This is a genomic window from Pseudomonas sp. S1(2024) (assembly GCF_046557535.1).
Genome location: NZ_JBKGFP010000003.1, coordinates 39,073 through 54,326, shown reverse-complemented (window position 1 = coordinate 54,326; position 15,254 = coordinate 39,073). Strand labels below are relative to the sequence as shown.

The following is a 15,254-nucleotide window of genomic DNA, read 5'->3' as shown; positions in this document are numbered from 1 at the left end:
TTGCCGGCGATAGGGCCGGAGCAGGCAACACAAGGCAATTTTTTTTGACCCGCAAGTCCGGTTCCGCCGCCCGGCAGCCGTGGCTTAGAGCGGGTGCCGAAACCCTTCGAATTAGGCTAGAATGCACGGCCTCTAAGCACACCCCTTCCTGAGGCTGTCCCGACGATGTTGATCCTGCGCGGCGCTCCTGCCCTTTCTGCCTTTCGCCACGGTAAATTACTCGAGCAACTGAGCCAGAAAGTCCCCGCTGTTACTGGTTTGTATGCCGAATTTGCCCATTTCGCCGATGTCGACGGCGAGCTGACCGCCGACCAGCAGCAGGTGCTGGGGCGTCTGCTCAAGTACGGCCCGAGCGTGCCGGTACAGGAGCCGAGCGGCCGCCTGTTCCTGGTCGTGCCGCGCCTGGGCACCATTTCGCCGTGGGCCAGCAAGGCCAGCGACATCGCTCACAACTGCGGCTTGCAGTCGATCCAGCGCCTGGAGCGCGGTATTGCCTACTACGTTGCCGGCAGCCTGAGCGAAGCCGACGCCGAACTGATCGCCGCCGAGCTGCACGACCGCATGACCCAGCGCGTGCTCGGCCAGCTGGAGCAGGCCGCCGACCTGTTCAGCCATGCCCAGCCCAAGCCGATGACCTCGGTGGACATCCTCGCCGGTGGCCGTGACGCCCTGGCCAAGGCCAACATCGACCTGGGCCTGGCCCTGGCCGAAGACGAGATCGACTACCTGGTCAACGCCTTCCAGGGCCTCAAGCGCAACCCGAACGACATCGAACTGATGATGTTCGCCCAGGCCAACTCCGAGCACTGCCGCCACAAGATCTTCAACGCCAGTTGGGACATCGACGGCCAGGCTCAGGAAAAGAGCCTGTTCGGCATGATCAAGAACACCTACCAGATGCACAACGAAGGCGTGCTGTCTGCGTACAAGGATAACGCCTCGGTGATCGTCGGCAACGTTGCCGGCCGTTTCTTCCCGAACCCTGAAACCCGCCAGTACGGCGCGGTGCAGGAGCCGGTGCACATCCTGATGAAGGTCGAGACGCACAACCACCCGACCGCCATCGCCCCGTTCTCCGGCGCCTCCACCGGCTCCGGCGGCGAAATCCGCGACGAAGGCGCGACCGGCCGTGGCGCCAAGCCCAAGGCTGGCCTGACCGGCTTCACCGTGTCCAACCTGCGTATCCCGGGCTTCGAGCAGCCGTGGGAGCAGGCCTACGGCAAGCCTGAGCGTATCGTCGACGCCCTCGACATCATGATCGAAGGCCCACTGGGTGGCGCTGCGTTCAACAACGAATTCGGTCGCCCGGCCCTGACCGGCTACTTCCGTACCTTCGAGCAGGCCATCAACACCCCGCACGGTGAAGAAGTGCGCGGCTACCACAAGCCGATCATGCTGGCCGGTGGCATGGGCAACATCCGTGAAGACCACGTGCAGAAGGGCGAGATCACTGTCGGCGCCAAGCTGATCGTGCTCGGCGGCCCGGCCATGCTGATCGGTCTGGGCGGCGGCGCCGCTTCGTCGGTGGCGACCGGTGCCAGCTCGGCTGACCTCGACTTCGCTTCGGTACAGCGCGAAAACCCGGAAATGGAGCGCCGTTGCCAGGAGGTCATCGACCGCTGCTGGCAGCTGGGCGACAACAACCCGATCGCCTTCATCCACGACGTTGGCGCCGGTGGTATCTCCAACGCCTTCCCAGAACTGGTCAACGACGGTGGCCGTGGTGGCCGCTTCGAACTGCGCAACGTGCCCAACGACGAGCCGGGCATGGCCCCGCACGAAATCTGGAGCAACGAATCGCAGGAGCGTTACGTGCTGGCCGTCAGCGCCGTCGACTTCGAGCGCTTCAAGGCAATCTGCGAGCGTGAGCGTTGCCCGTTTGCCGTAGTGGGTGAAGCGACTGAAGAGAAGCACCTGACCGTAAGCGACAGCCATTTCGGCAACACGCCGGTAGACATGCCGCTCGACGTACTGCTGGGCAAGCCGCCACGCATGCACCGTTCGGTTACCCGCGAAGCCGAGCTGGGCGATGACTTCGACCCGAGCAAGCTGGACCTGGACAACGCCGTTCAGCGCGTCCTCAGCCACCCGGCCGTGGCCAGCAAGAGCTTCCTGATCACCATCGGCGACCGTACCATCACCGGCCTGGTAGCTCGTGACCAGATGGTCGGCCCGTGGCAGGTACCGGTGGCCGACTGCGCCGTCACCGCCACCAGCTTCGACGTCTACACCGGTGAAGCCATGGCCATGGGCGAGCGTACCCCGCTGGCTCTGCTGGATGCCCCGGCGTCCGGCCGCATGGCAATTGGCGAGACACTGACCAACCTGGCTGCCTCGCGCATCGAGAAGCTGTCCGACATCAAACTGTCGGCCAACTGGATGTCTGCCGCCGGCCACCCAGGTGAAGACGCCCGCCTGTACGACACCGTCAAGGCTGTCGGCATGGAGCTGTGCCCGGAGCTGGGCATTACCATTCCGGTCGGCAAAGACTCGATGTCGATGAAGACCAAGTGGAGCGACGAGGGCGTAGAGAAGAGCGTTACCTCGCCAATGTCGCTGATCATCACCGGCTTCGCCCCGGTCACCGACATCCGCAAGACCCTGACCCCGCAACTGCGCATGGACAAGGGCGAGACCGACCTGATCCTGATCGACCTGGGCCGCGGCAAGAACCGCATGGGCGCTTCGATCCTGGCACAGACCTACGGCAAGATCGCTGCCCAGGCACCGGACGTCGACGATGCCGAAGACCTGAAAGCGTTCTTCGCCGTGATCCAGGGCCTGAACGAAGATGGTCACCTGCTGGCCTACCATGACCGTTCCGACGGCGGCCTGGTCACCACCGTGCTGGAAATGGCCTTCGCCGGCCACTGCGGCCTCGACCTGCACCTCGACCCGCTGACCGACAGCAAAGGCGACGTGCCGGCCATCCTCTTCAACGAAGAACTGGGCGCGGTCATCCAGGTTCGCCAGGATGCCACCCCGGACGTACTGGCACAGTTCAGCGCCGCTGGCCTGGGTGAAGGCTGCGTCGCGGTGATCGGCAAGCCGGTCAACAACGGTGAAGTGTCCATCAGCCTGAACGGCGAAGTGCTGTTCGACGACGACCGCCGCATGCTGCAGCGCCAGTGGGCCGAGACCAGCTACCAGATCCAGCGCCTGCGTGACAACGCCGACTGCGCCGACCAGGAATTCGACCTGCTGCTCGAGGAAGACAACCCGGGCCTGTCGGTCAAGCTGGGCTTCGACGTCAACGACGACATCGCCGCCCCGTACATCAAGAAGGGCGTGCGTCCGCAAGTGGCCATCCTGCGCGAGCAGGGCGTCAACGGTCAGGTCGAGATGGCAGCCGCCTTCGACCGCGCCGGCTTCGCCGCCATCGACGTGCACATGAGCGACATCCTCGCCGGCCGTGTCGACTTCGAAGCCTTCAAGGGCCTGGTCGCCTGCGGTGGCTTCTCCTACGGTGACGTGCTGGGTGCCGGTGAAGGCTGGGCCAAGTCGGCGCTGTTCAACAGCCGCGCCCGTGACGCCTTCCAGGCCTTCTTCGAGCGCACCGACAGCTTCGCCCTGGGCGTGTGCAACGGTTGCCAGATGATGTCCAACCTGCACGAACTGATCCCGGGCACCGAGCACTGGCCGCACTTCGTGCGCAACCGCTCGGAGCAGTTCGAGGCGCGTGTGGCCATGGTCGAAGTGCAGAAGTCCAACTCGATCTTCCTGCAGGGTATGGCCGGTTCGCGCATGCCGATCGCCATCGCCCACGGTGAAGGCCATGCCGAGTTCGCCAGCGAAGAAGCACTGCTGGCAGCCGACCTGTCCGGTTGCGTGGCCCTGCGCTACGTCGACAACCACGGCAAGGTCACCGAAGCCTACCCGGCCAACCCGAACGGCTCGCCGCGTGGTATCACCGGCCTCACCAGCCGCGACGGCCGCGTGACCATCATGATGCCGCACCCGGAGCGTATGTTCCGTGCCGTGCAGAACTCCTGGCGCCCGGATGAGTGGCAGGAAGATGCCGCGCTGATGCGTATGTTCCGTAACGCACGGGTGTGGGTGAACTAAGGCGTGTACAAGCTCGCCTTCTTCGTCCCCGCCAGCCACGTCGAAGTGGTCAAGGCCGCTGTGTTTGCCGCGGGTGGCGGGCGCATCGGCGACTATGACCACTGCGCCTGGCAGACGCTGGGCCAGGGCCAGTTCCGCCCGCTGGACGGCAGCCAGCCGTTCCTCGGGCAAACCGGCCAGGTCGAGGTGGTGGAAGAGTGGAAGGTGGAGCTGGTGGTGGCTGACGAGCTGATTGTTCAGGTCGTCGCTGCGCTCAAGCACAGCCACCCCTATGAAACACCTGCATACGAAGTTTATGAGCTGATGAACTTCTGAAGTCTTCCAGGCCTTTTTGCAATGGCCTGTCCCCACTACGCAACCATCGGCGGCCCGTTATTGGCCGCCTGTGGTTGTTACGTAGCTTATCGCTGGCTAAGTGCTGCGATCGACAAGCCCGATGCGATGAACGTCAATCCGGCCCCCAGATTAAGTCCGTTGGCAAGGCGTGGACGCTGGCGGATGCACCCTGAAAGCCGGGTAGCAAACACCCCCATCAAGGCGAACCCGGTAGCGGTAAGCAGGGCGAACCACAGTCCATAGACCAGCATTTGCACGGTTACCGAGCCGAGTGAGGGGCTGATGAACTGGGGGATAAACGCCAGTACGAACAGGCCGGGTTTGGGGTTGAGTGCTGCCGACAGGAAACCGGTGAGAAAAATACTACGCAACGGTTGCCGGGCTGCGGGTGCAAAGGTTATCAGGCTGCGCGAGCGCAAGACTTTGATACCAAGCCACAGTAGGTAGGCGCCACCAACCAGTTTGACCACCCAGAATGCCAGTTCGGAGGTCTGGATCAGCAGGGTCAACCCCAGCGAGGCAGCGGTGACATGAAACACGATACCCATGCCAGACGATAGACCGGAAACCAATGCCGCCATTCGCCCTTGGCTGAGCCCGCGGCCAATTGCAAGCAAGTTGTCCGGGCCAGGCGAGATGACCAACAGCAGGCAGGCTGTGGTGTAGGCGAGCCAGATTTTCATCGGAAACACGGAAACGCTCCTTCGAGTGATAGGTTCAACTGATCATTCCCATGGCGGCAGCCCGGACTACGGCTGCAGTCTTGTTCGTGGTGCCAAGCTTGTTCATGGCATTCTTCACATGGAATTTGACCGTATCGACTGAAATCGCGAGGATCTGCGCAATTTCGTCTAGGGTTTTACCGTCTGCAGTCCAGCGAAGTACTTCTGTTTCCCGAGCGGTCAGGTGGTACTGACAGGCTTGGTAAACGCGGGGGACCAGTAGCCGCTCGATGCACGGAGCGATGGATTCGTGCAGCCAGCGCATTTTCAGTTCATTGGCATCGAGCTCGGATGCCAGCAATCGGTTGTGCCCTCGGGCCAGGGTGACCATGCTTTGTTGGCGTGAAGGGTGGGTGAGCGAGCACGCCCAGCCAATGCGCAATCCCTCCGACTTGGCTTCTTCCCAGAACTCGGGGGCTTGGTCGAACATGTCGTCATCCCAGACGAACGGCGAGGGGTTGGCACAGGCGCGCCGTACCGAAGGGTCGATTTGCAGGTAGCTGGCATCGTGATAGCGGCGCTGCCAGGTTGGCGGGAAGTTGCAGCGCATCTGCATGACAGGGTTGGAAAACGGCAGGCAAGTGCGTACACCAAACGAAAACCACTCGAATTCCATTTCTCTGGTGTAACCCTGCACCCCCGTGAACAGGTCGTGCTCGCATTCTATCGAGTTGGTCCACGCCAAAAGCCCGTTGATCCAGGTGCGCATCGAATCTCCATTTCTGATGCCTTTCCGTGTTTTTTATACCCCAGTAAAACTGCCATGAAAAGTATTGGTGGCACCAGCGCGCGAACCTACCTGATTGGGTAGGTAGTCAGTATGGCCAGCCGCCAGTAGGTTTTCTCCCCGTTCGCCCGGGCTGACGCAGTGGTTTCCATCGCTAGGCATCGACCCCGGCGTCGTCTCGGATTTGCCAAGGGGAAGGCCATGCTCGAAGAAATCGTCAGGTACAAGGTCGCTGAAACCACTCAGCGCAAGCAAGCCTTCGGCATAGACCGAATGCTCAGCCGTATTGAAGGTGCGCGTCCTCCACGCGACTTTGCTGCCCGGCTGGTTGGCCAAGGGGTGTCGATTATCGCCGAGTGCAAATACCGCTCTCCCTCCAGGGGCGTTTTGCGCGCCGACTACGATCCGTTGCAACTGGCACTTGACTATCAGGCTGGCGGTGCGAGCGCGCTTTCGGTTATTGCCGACAGCCGGTTCTTCGGCAATGCCCCCCACATTGTCGGACAGTTGGCCAACCATCCTGGTCTGACGCTGCCGGTCATGTACAAGGATTTCATTGTCGATGAGTACCAGGTCTTCGAGGCCCGCGCCCTCGGGGCGGACGCTGTACTGTTGATCGTGCGCTGCCTGCCGGCAAACACCCTTGGGCGACTGCACAGGCTAGCTACGGAATTGGGCCTGCAAGTGCTGGTCGAGACGTTCGATGAAGCAGACATCGATCAGGCATTGGCGGCGGACGCATCAATCATCGGCATCAATAACCGAGACCTGGACACGTTCCAGGTCAACTTCGACCGCACTGCACAGCTGTTCGGGCGGTTGCCCGCTTCGGTCATTGCAGTGGCCGAAAGTGGCATCGCTGGTCGCGAGGACATGCGCACCGTAGAGGCCATCGGCTTTAGCGCGACGTTGATCGGCGAGCGCCTGTTGGCGGCGCCGGACCCCCAACTGGAAATCCGGCACCTGCTTGGGCTGGGCGTGCCAGCATGATTCAGCCAATCATCGTTGGCTTCGGCCACTGCGGCAGGAACCTGCATCTGGCAAGCCTGCGTACGCTGCATCGGCAGGGGCGGCTGGGCAATGTCGACTACAGCATCATTGCCGTCGACCCGGCCGTCAGTGCTGCCGTGCCTGAGCAAGTGAGCAAGCAACGCCAGCTCCCAGACGCAGCGTCCCTCTCGGGCAAGCACGGTGTGGTGCATGTCTGCACGCCACCGGCCATGCATTTGCAGCATGTGCGCCAGGCGCTGGAAGCGGGCTACCGCTGCATCATTCTTGAAAAACCAATGGCCATGGACCTGACCGAATGCCAGCAGTTGCTGGCGCTGCAAGCCTTTTACCAAGCACGCATTCTTGTCGTTTCAGTGTGGAGCCACAGCCAGTTGGTGCCGCGGTTGAGGCAGTGGTTGCACGGCCGCGAAGACAGCTTGAGAAGGATACGGGTAGAACATCACAAGCCGCGCTTTTCTCGTACCCTGGCGCGGAGCGATGAGCACCTGTTCGATATAGAAATGCCGCACCAGGTCAGCCTCGCCCTACTGTTCGCCAAAGCGCCGCGCGATGCCATGCAGTGCGCCGTGCAGGACCTGCAACTGCAAGGTTGCCTGCGACCAGCCATGAAAAGCGGGTTGATCCACTGGGTGGATGAACAGGCAATCGAAGTGCAGCTGAACTCCGACCTGTCCAGCCCTGTGCGGCAGCGCAGCATCCGGCTTGAGCTGGACGATGGCCATTGGTGTGAAGGGTTTTTCCCGGTCAGTGCCGACGACAGCTATGCGCAGTTCAGGTGTTCCACAGCAGCAGCGCTGGACGCTTTTGCCGATGAACCGCTGACCGCTTGCCTGGGCCGGTACTACCAGCATTTCTCTGAGTACCTTGCCGGAAATGCCGATGAAGCGCCGCTGGGCAGCACGCTGGCATTCAATCAGCAGGTGGTTGCGCTGCTGGATATGGCGCGCGCCGCAGCAGCGCCAGCCAGTTCGACTTCGCCCCATGACGCCCTGGCCAAGGAGGCCTTTTGATGACTGTTCCATTTTTCCGGATCACCGAGGGGTTGAGCCGCGCCTTACCGTTGCTGGAGGAGGGGCTTGAACAGTTGCACGGCCAGGCTGGCTGGGTAAATGACCAGCAAGTGCGTGCAGTTGAGCAGGCGCTGGCCAGCTACACCGGTGCGGCTCACGCCATTGCTACCGGCAATGCCACGGACTCGTTGGTGATATGCCTGATGGCACTCGGTATTGGCCCTGGTGATGAGGTCATTGTGCCGTGCTACAGCTTCTTCGCCTCGGTGTCCTGCGTGTTGCAGGTTGGCGCCACGCCTGTGTTCGTCGATGTCGAGGTGCACAGCTATGCGCTCGATTGCCAGCAGATCGAGGCGCGGATCACACCCCGGACCAAGGCCATCATGCCGGTCCACCTGTTCCGTCAGATGGCTGACATGGACCGTGTGATGAGTATCGCCCGCCGCCATGGCCTGTACGTTGTGGAGGACAGCGCGGAAGGTATCGGCATGCGCTGGAATGGTACCCATGCGGGGCTGATCGGCGAGATGGGCGTGCTGTCGTTCTTCCCCACAAAAACGCTCGGGGCGCTGGGTGATGCCGGCATGATCCTGACCCAGGATGCAGAACTCGCCAGGCGGGCGCGGCAAATACTGGACAACGGGCGCGATGCCCAAGGGCTGGCACAGTGTCTGGGCTACAACAGCCGGATGGATGACTTGCAAGCGTTGTGGCTGCGGGCGCGACTGCCAGAGCTGGAGGCCGACATCGAGCGACGAGCTGTGCTTAGGCGGGCGTATGACCAAGGGCTTGCAGCGCTGCATCAGTGGCTCGAGCTTCCGCTCACGCTGCCCAGGTCTGCACAGCAACGCTGCGTGGATTACGTGTACCTGATCGAGGCCGAGTCTCGTGATGCCCTGGCAGCCTTTTTGACTGCACGTGGCATCGGTACAGAAAGCTACTACCCGTTGCCCCTCCACCTACAGCCGGTTTGCGCATCGCACGGCCATGCCCCCGGCAGTTTCCCGGTAGCAGAGCGCGCCGCCACCAGAGCGCTGGGCCTGCCTTTGTATGCCGACCTGACCACGGCCGATGTTGCGCTGGTCTGTCAGGCCATTTGCGAATTCTACGCATTGAACGGAGCCAAGCCATGATCCAGTACCAGGACTTCCAGCGACGTTACCCGCACGCGCCGCAGCAAATCCTCGATGTTCTTGTTGGCCAGGTTAGCCAAGGTGATTTCATTCTCAAGCAGAACGTTCAGGACTTCGAACTGGCGTTGGCGAACGAGGTGGGGACCAGGCATGTCGTGTGTGTGAGCTCAGCGACTTCCGCCATGACGCTGTCGTTGATCGCTGCCGGCATCGGCGCAGGCGATGAGGTGATAACCCCTGCGTTCTGTTATGTGTCGGCGGCTTCGGCGATTGTACGCGCAGGCGCGACACCCGTGTTTGTCGATGTTCATCCCGGCACCTGCATGCTGGACGCGCAAGCGGTGGCCGAGGCGGTGACGGCGAAGACGCGGGCCGTGCTGGTTGCCCACCTGTTCAGTGGGGTAGCCGACATCGATGCCATACGGGGCGTGTTGCCAGACAGGGTACTGCTGCTTGAAGACAGCGCAACGGCATTTGGCGCCCGCTTGCGCGGTCGCAGGTGTGGAACCCTGGGGGATGTGGGCGTCTATTCGTTCTTCCCGGCCAAGCCGTTGGGTGGGCTGGGGGACGGTGGCGCTGTGGTCACCAACGATGATCAGTTGGCACACACCGTCAGGATGCTGCGCAATCATGGCCAGGACGGTAAGCGGCGCTTTTATCACCAACTGCTGGGTATGAACAGCAGGATGGATGAGGTCAATGCGGCCTGGTTGCTGCGCCATTTGCCAGACAACGCCGTACAACTCGCGCGAAAACAAGCCATTGCCAGGCGCTACGACCAGGCGATTGAAGCAGCTGGACCTTTGTTTGCAGGGCAAGAGCGAGGCTCGGCAAATTTTTCACCCCATGCCTATGTCCTGCGCTGTGCCCAGCGTGAGCAGCTGAACCATCACTTGTCAGCTCGAGGTATTGCGACCAAGGTGCATTTTTCCGCACCTCTGCCGGCGCAACCTGCTTTTGCCGCCTGGTCGCAAGGCAGCTACCCGGTGGCGGCAATGCTGGCGCGTCAGTGCCTGGCACTGCCACTGTGCCCTGGCATGAATGACAAGCAGGTTTCCCTCGTGGTGGCAGCCTTGGAGGCGTTCTCCCATGCTTATGCCGCTTAAGCTCACCGGCGTATCCGACGAGGGCTGCCCCACGCTTGCGCAGCAGGTGGAATGCCATACGCAATTGGGGTGGAAGCACCTCGAATTGCGCAGTGTCGACAATGTACCGGTGGCCAACCTGTCGGAGCGTTCACGCCTTTCGCTGTGCGATGCACTGCGCAGACAATCTTTTGAAGTGGTGGCACTGGCCTCACAGATCGGTAACTGGGGCAGCCGCATCGATGGCCAGTTCCAGGCTGACATGGACGAGTTGCAACGGCTGCTACAGATGGCATCGCGCCTGGGCTGTGGGATGATCCGGGTGATGTCATATCCCAATTGCGGCTTGAGCGAAGCGAACTGGCAGAACGCGGTGGTCGAGCGCTTCAAGCGGCTGGTCGAAATGGCCGAACAGGCGGATGTAGTGCTGATTCATGAAAACTGCGCAGGTTGGGGCGGGCAGAGCGCCGAGCATACGCTGCAATTGCTCGATGCCGTTGGCTCAGCGCACCTGAAACTGCTCTTCGACATTGGCAATGGCCTCAGCTATGGCTACGAAGCACTGGACTTTCTGCGCCAGGTGCTGCCGCATGTGGTGCATGTACACCTGAAAGATGGCTACAAGGCGCAGCAGCAGGTGCACTACAGCTTTCCTGGCGATGGCCACGCCCAGGCCCGCACCTGCATCGACTTGTTGCTTGAGCATGATTACGCAGGCTGGTTCTCCATAGAACCGCATTTGTGCCTGATTCCCCACCTGCAACTGCAGGGTGCTGATGCACATCAGCAATGGCAGACCTACCAGGCATACGCCAGGAAGGCCTCGGACCTGCTCGCTTCGTGTCAGGAGGTTCGCCATGCTGTTCACGCCTGAATATGTCGCCAAGCTGGAAACGTTGCTGAGCATCGACACGGTAACACCGATGGAAACCGGCGAGCCTTCATCCATTGCCCAGGCCAATGCGTGTTTTTCGCAATGGGCGCAGCAGATTGGCATGCATGAGGTATTCAACGGTGTGGGTGCTTTGCCAGCTGCCGGGCAGGTTCCAGTACCGGTGCAACGACGCATGGCGGACATGCCGGGTTTTCTCGAGAGCCAGCCACATCTGGTGCTGGAAGTCGGCCAGGGCACAGCGCCGCACACGGTGATGTTCAACTTCCATATGGACACGGTTTCACCCCATTTGCCGGTGCGGGTGGACGGCACTTGCGTGCATGGGCGAGGGGCAGTGGACAACAAGGGCCCTGGCCTTGCTTTGCTCGCTGCCCTCGACGGCTTGCGTCTGCGCCATCCGCAAGTGCTGGACCAGGTACGGGTACTGATACAGGTGGTAGCTGGTGAGGAAGGCGGCGCCATGGGTATCTATGGCACGCGGCACCTTTGCGCGCTGGGCTATCAAGGGCGCCTGAATGTGTTCGTCGAGCCAACCGGTGGCGGCTATTTCGATGCTTCCACCACCTCCATGACATATGAAGTAAGCATGGATGGCGAGGACTCGACGGATGATTTTCCTCAACGAGGCGATAACGCAACGCTGGTGCTGGGCTTCGTTGCCCAGTCGATGGCGGCGCGGCTGGCTGCGCCCTTGCAGCAGTTGCAGGTAAAAATGACCTTGGCTGGGCTGCACACCGGCATGCACCACAACAGGGTTTATGGCAGCGGGCGCTGCCTGTTCAATTTTGCCTACCGTAGCGCGACGCTGGCCCGTGACGCCGAAGGTTTGGTGGACGAGGCGTTCAAACATGCGTTGCAGGAATGCCAGGCAAGGTTTGCCGGCTGTCAGCCGTTCGCCAGGACCGTAGAGCGGTTGCAGGCAACCTGCCAGGCGCGGTGGCTCAAGCGTGGTTTGCCGGTACTGGATAACCACGACGTGGCGCTGCAACACCTGCTGGCCGAGGCTGGCATCCTGGCCAATCCCGATCCGGCGCAGGCGTTTACCTGCGATGCCATGTGGGCCCAAGGCCCGCATGCCTACAGCATCGTCTGGGGGCCGGGGTCGTTGGCCGCCAACGGAGCGCACACCAGCAGGGAGCATGTCACGCTCCCCGAGCTGGAGCATTTCGCCCAGGCTGTTCAAACGCTGCTGATAACTGTCGCCCGGCAGGCAACCCGTGCTGCCAAACAAGGATGATTGACATGGAGTTTCAACGCATCGCAGCCAGTGAGCTGCACGGTTTCACGGTCGCGGCACTGTCCGCCTGCGGGGTGCCAGAGCACAAGGCCCAGGACGCGGCCCAGGTACTGCAACATGCCGACCTTGCTGGTCACGACACCCACGGTATTGCCAATCTGGGCAATGTCTACATGGCCGGTATCCTCGGCGGTGACATCAATCCGTTGGCCGAAGCGCGCTGGGCATGCGACTTGGGCGCCTGCGCCACCCTGGATGCCGGTGGTGGTCTCGGCTTGCTGGCTGGCCGCCAGGCAATGACCCGGGCAATAGACAAGGCGCGCGACTACGGCGTCGGTTGTGTCGTGGTGCGCAACAGCTCCCACTTCGGCGCCGCCGGCTTCTATGCCGGGCTGGCGCTTGAGCACCAGATGATCGGCATGGCCATGACCAATCTGGGCCGCGAAACGGTAGCTCACCCAATGGGCAGCGTGGCGCCATTGATCGGTACCAATCCCATCAGTCTGGCCTCACCGGTTGCAAGGGCGGCTGCTCCCTTTTGGCTGGACATGAGCACTACCGTCTGTGCCAGTGGCAAGGTGAAGCAGGCCATTCGGCGGCAGCAAACGTTGCCGCCAGGCTGGCTGCTCGATGCCCAGGGCCGGGCCGTTGAAGATCCGCGCAGTTACCTGAGCGGCAGCGGCATGTTGCCGATGCTTGGCGGTTCGAGGTTCGAGCAGGGCGGGCACAAAGGATTCGGTCTGGGGCTGATGGTTGACATCCTTTGCGGAGCGCTCAGTGGTGCCCAGACCGGCGCGGACCAGATGGCGGCAGGGCGTAACGACATCGGGCACTTCTTCCTTGTGCTGCGCCCTGACGCATTCGGCAGTTCCAACGCGTTTACCGAAGCCATGGACCGCCTGCTCAAGTTCATTCACGACGCGCCCGTGCATGAGGGCTTCGAGCCATTGCGCTACCCCGGCGAGCCTGATGCGCAAGTGCGTGAGGAACGCCTGCGTCTCGGTGTACCGGTCGACGAGGCCCTGCTGGCACAACTCGATGATATCGCCGCAAGGCTCGGCATCGCGCCCCTGAAGAGGACAGCTGCATGACTATCAAGCTTGGCATCATCGGTATGGGAGTCATTTCCCATTACTACCTTAAAGCGTTGCAGCAAAGCACGGTGTGCGAGCTGCGGGCGGTGTGCGATACCTCACAGGAGCGCCTGGCACCTTTCGCGGCCAGCCCGGTGGCCTGTCACGATGACTATGCCACCTTGCTCGACGACCCGCAGCTTGACGCTGTCATCATCAACCTGCCCAACCACTTGCATTTCGACGCCTGCAAGGCGGCGCTGCGGGCAGGCAAACACGTCTGCTGCGAAAAACCCCTGACGCTGGACCTGCAGCAGGCCCTGCAACTCAGGGACATGGCCCGGCGTTACCAGCTGACGCTGCTGACGGCTTTTCATCGCCGCTACAACCATCATCTGTTACGGGCACTGGAGCAAGGCCGGTTTGAAGGCGCGCGGCAGGTTACAGCGCGCTATCACGAACGCATCGAAGAGCATGCCGGTCGTGATACCTGGTACCTGGACAGTGCTTCGTGCGGTGGCGGCTGTGTTGCCGACAACGGCCCCAACGTATACGACACCCTCAGCTTCGCGCTGGGAACGCTGCAGGTCCAGAGGGCCGAGATAAGGCGCAACGCGATGGGCGTCGACATGGGTGCGCAAATTTCACTGGCCGGGCCGGGCGGGCTGGCGGTAAGTGCGGAGCTGAGCTGGGACTACCCCTTTGGCGAACAGAAAGACCTGCTGATCGAATATGCCGATGGCAGCCAGTTCATCATCGACATGCTCGAAGGTAGTGAAGGGTTCAAGACCTCGCTCTACCACGAATACGAGGGCGTGCTGGCGCACTTGGCCAGCAGCATCCGCGGCAACGCCGAAGACGGGACGATCGGCATCGATGCAGTGAGGCTGGTGCGTGATACCTATGCGCTGGAGGCCAGTGATGGTCGTTGAGCGGAGCCCGAGGCCTTCGAAAGCGCGGCTGGACGGCAAGCTGGTCAAGCTGTTGTTCCATACCCGGCATGACCGTGGCATGACCTTGATCGAACATGCTTCGCGTTGCGTGCGCCAGGGAGAACTGCATGAGGTGGTGAGCACCGACCAACTGGATGCCCAGGCCGGTAGCCGAATCGACCGGGTCGGCTTTATCGGCTTTGTGGAAATCCAGCAAGCCGGGGTCATCGAGCGCGGTGATCTGCTGTGGTCGGGGGATGCCTGCCTTGGCTGGGTCCTGGGTTTCGACGAGTGCCACTTTCCCAATCATTACAACATCCTGATTGCCACGCACAGATTGATGACGGCAGACACGCTGAACGATGCCGGGATTGGCAGCGTTCTGCACTTCGAGGAGCAACGATGAACGAGATTTTCGAAATTGACGTCACTGCCGCTGCGCAAGACCACTTCCCAGGTGCGCGAGTGCTGGCGCTGCGTGTGCCGGGCGTTGGTCATGGCTACAGCGATGCACTGGACTGGTCCGCTAGCGAAGCCGCATGGGCGGGCGTGGACAAGGACCGTTTGCTCGCCCACCCCGCAGTTGCCCCGTTTGCGGCCTACTACCAGCAGGCCGGTATCAATCCACGCAAGCAGCTGCCTTCGGTCGCCGGATTCATCTACCGGGCGTTTGGCCGACCACAGGCGCGTCTACCGCAGATCAATGCGCTGGTCGACACGGTGAACTGGGTTGCAGTGTCGACCATGACTTCTCTGGGGGCCTTCGATGCCAAGGCGATCGAAGGCAAGTTGAGGCTGGATATTTCGACCGAAGGCGAAGCGTTTCTACCTGTAGGCGGGCAGGGCGCGGAAGCCTTACCGGCAGGGCAACTGGTACTGCGTGATGCCAGCAAGGTGCTGTCCCTGTTTTCCATTCGAGACACCGAGCATACGGCGGTCAGGCCGTCCTGCAGTGAACTGCTGCTGCTTGGCTGCGTCCTGTCGCCACTGGAAACCGCTCCGGTGGCCGCGGCACTGAAGCTGGCCGC

General features: G+C 61.8%; 13 protein-coding genes and 1 pseudogene. 12 read left to right on the top strand and 2 right to left on the bottom strand.

Annotation, left to right across the window (positions count from 1 at the left end; genetic code table 11):
* Positions 1–165 precede the first annotated feature (165 nt).
* Together purL and ACLCGK_RS04170 are read left to right on the top strand one after the other, a co-directional pair.
* A complete protein-coding gene (purL, locus tag ACLCGK_RS04175) occupies positions 166–4,065 on the top strand; it encodes a phosphoribosylformylglycinamidine synthase (RefSeq protein WP_410951351.1) in 3,900 nt (1,299 codons plus the stop codon).
* A 3-nt stretch (positions 4,066–4,068) separates the two neighbouring features.
* Complete coding sequence (locus tag ACLCGK_RS04170) at positions 4,069–4,380, top strand: NGG1p interacting factor NIF3 (RefSeq protein ID WP_410951350.1); 312 nt, start codon at positions 4,069–4,071, stop codon at positions 4,378–4,380.
* Positions 4,381–4,466: 86 nt separating this feature from the next.
* On the opposite strand, the gene ACLCGK_RS04165 is transcribed toward ACLCGK_RS04170, so the two are convergent.
* Together ACLCGK_RS04165 and ACLCGK_RS04160 are read right to left on the bottom strand one after the other, a co-directional pair.
* The gene (locus ACLCGK_RS04165; RefSeq protein WP_410951349.1) at positions 4,467–5,093 is read right to left on the bottom strand and encodes a LysE family translocator; all 627 of its coding nucleotides are present in this window, start codon (positions 5,091–5,093) and stop codon (positions 4,467–4,469) included.
* A 25-nt stretch (positions 5,094–5,118) separates the two neighbouring features.
* Entirely contained in the window at positions 5,119–5,832 is a 714-nt protein-coding gene (locus tag ACLCGK_RS04160; RefSeq protein WP_410951348.1) for an autoinducer binding domain-containing protein, read from the bottom strand.
* A gap of 219 nt (positions 5,833–6,051) precedes the next feature.
* Here ACLCGK_RS04160 and trpC point away from each other — a divergent pair, with 219 nt between their 5' ends.
* From trpC to ACLCGK_RS04110, 10 genes and pseudogenes are all read left to right on the top strand, one after another.
* On the top strand, positions 6,052–6,840 hold the full coding sequence (trpC, locus tag ACLCGK_RS04155) for an indole-3-glycerol phosphate synthase TrpC (protein ID WP_410951347.1): 789 nt from the start codon (positions 6,052–6,054) through the stop codon (positions 6,838–6,840).
* Complete coding sequence (locus tag ACLCGK_RS04150; protein WP_410951346.1) at positions 6,837–7,871, top strand: Gfo/Idh/MocA family oxidoreductase; 1,035 nt, start codon at positions 6,837–6,839, stop codon at positions 7,869–7,871. The genes trpC and ACLCGK_RS04150 overlap by 4 nt, the downstream gene beginning before the upstream one ends.
* Positions 7,871–9,004: a DegT/DnrJ/EryC1/StrS family aminotransferase gene (locus tag ACLCGK_RS04145; protein WP_410951345.1), complete on the top strand. Its 1,134-nt coding sequence runs from the start codon at positions 7,871–7,873 to the stop codon at positions 9,002–9,004. Before ACLCGK_RS04150 ends, ACLCGK_RS04145 begins: the two co-directional genes overlap by 1 nt.
* Positions 9,001–10,110, top strand: a complete 1,110-nt coding sequence (locus tag ACLCGK_RS04140) for a DegT/DnrJ/EryC1/StrS family aminotransferase (protein ID WP_410951344.1) — start codon at positions 9,001–9,003, stop codon at positions 10,108–10,110. Before ACLCGK_RS04145 ends, ACLCGK_RS04140 begins: the two co-directional genes overlap by 4 nt.
* A complete protein-coding gene (locus tag ACLCGK_RS04135) occupies positions 10,094–10,963 on the top strand; it encodes a sugar phosphate isomerase/epimerase family protein (RefSeq protein WP_410951343.1) in 870 nt (289 codons plus the stop codon). Before ACLCGK_RS04140 ends, ACLCGK_RS04135 begins: the two co-directional genes overlap by 17 nt.
* Positions 10,947–12,221 carry a M20/M25/M40 family metallo-hydrolase gene (locus ACLCGK_RS04130; RefSeq protein WP_410951342.1) on the top strand — a complete coding sequence of 425 codons (1,275 nt, stop codon included), beginning with the start codon at positions 10,947–10,949 and terminating at the stop codon, positions 12,219–12,221. The genes ACLCGK_RS04135 and ACLCGK_RS04130 overlap by 17 nt, the downstream gene beginning before the upstream one ends.
* 5 nt (positions 12,222–12,226) lie before the next feature.
* Positions 12,227–13,312, top strand: coding sequence for an Ldh family oxidoreductase (locus ACLCGK_RS04125; RefSeq protein ID WP_410951341.1), 1,086 nt, complete (start codon positions 12,227–12,229; stop codon positions 13,310–13,312).
* Entirely contained in the window at positions 13,309–14,226 is a 918-nt protein-coding gene (locus ACLCGK_RS04120) for a Gfo/Idh/MocA family protein (protein WP_410951340.1), read from the top strand. The genes ACLCGK_RS04125 and ACLCGK_RS04120 overlap by 4 nt, the downstream gene beginning before the upstream one ends.
* Positions 14,216–14,632: a DUF6917 domain-containing protein gene (locus ACLCGK_RS04115; protein WP_410951339.1), complete on the top strand. Its 417-nt coding sequence runs from the start codon at positions 14,216–14,218 to the stop codon at positions 14,630–14,632. Before ACLCGK_RS04120 ends, ACLCGK_RS04115 begins: the two co-directional genes overlap by 11 nt.
* Positions 14,629–15,237, top strand: a pseudogene (locus ACLCGK_RS04110) (phenylalanine--tRNA ligase beta subunit-related protein); the annotation flags it as partial. The gene ACLCGK_RS04115 and the pseudogene ACLCGK_RS04110, both read left to right, overlap by 4 nt.
* Positions 15,238–15,254: the final 17 nt, after the last annotated feature.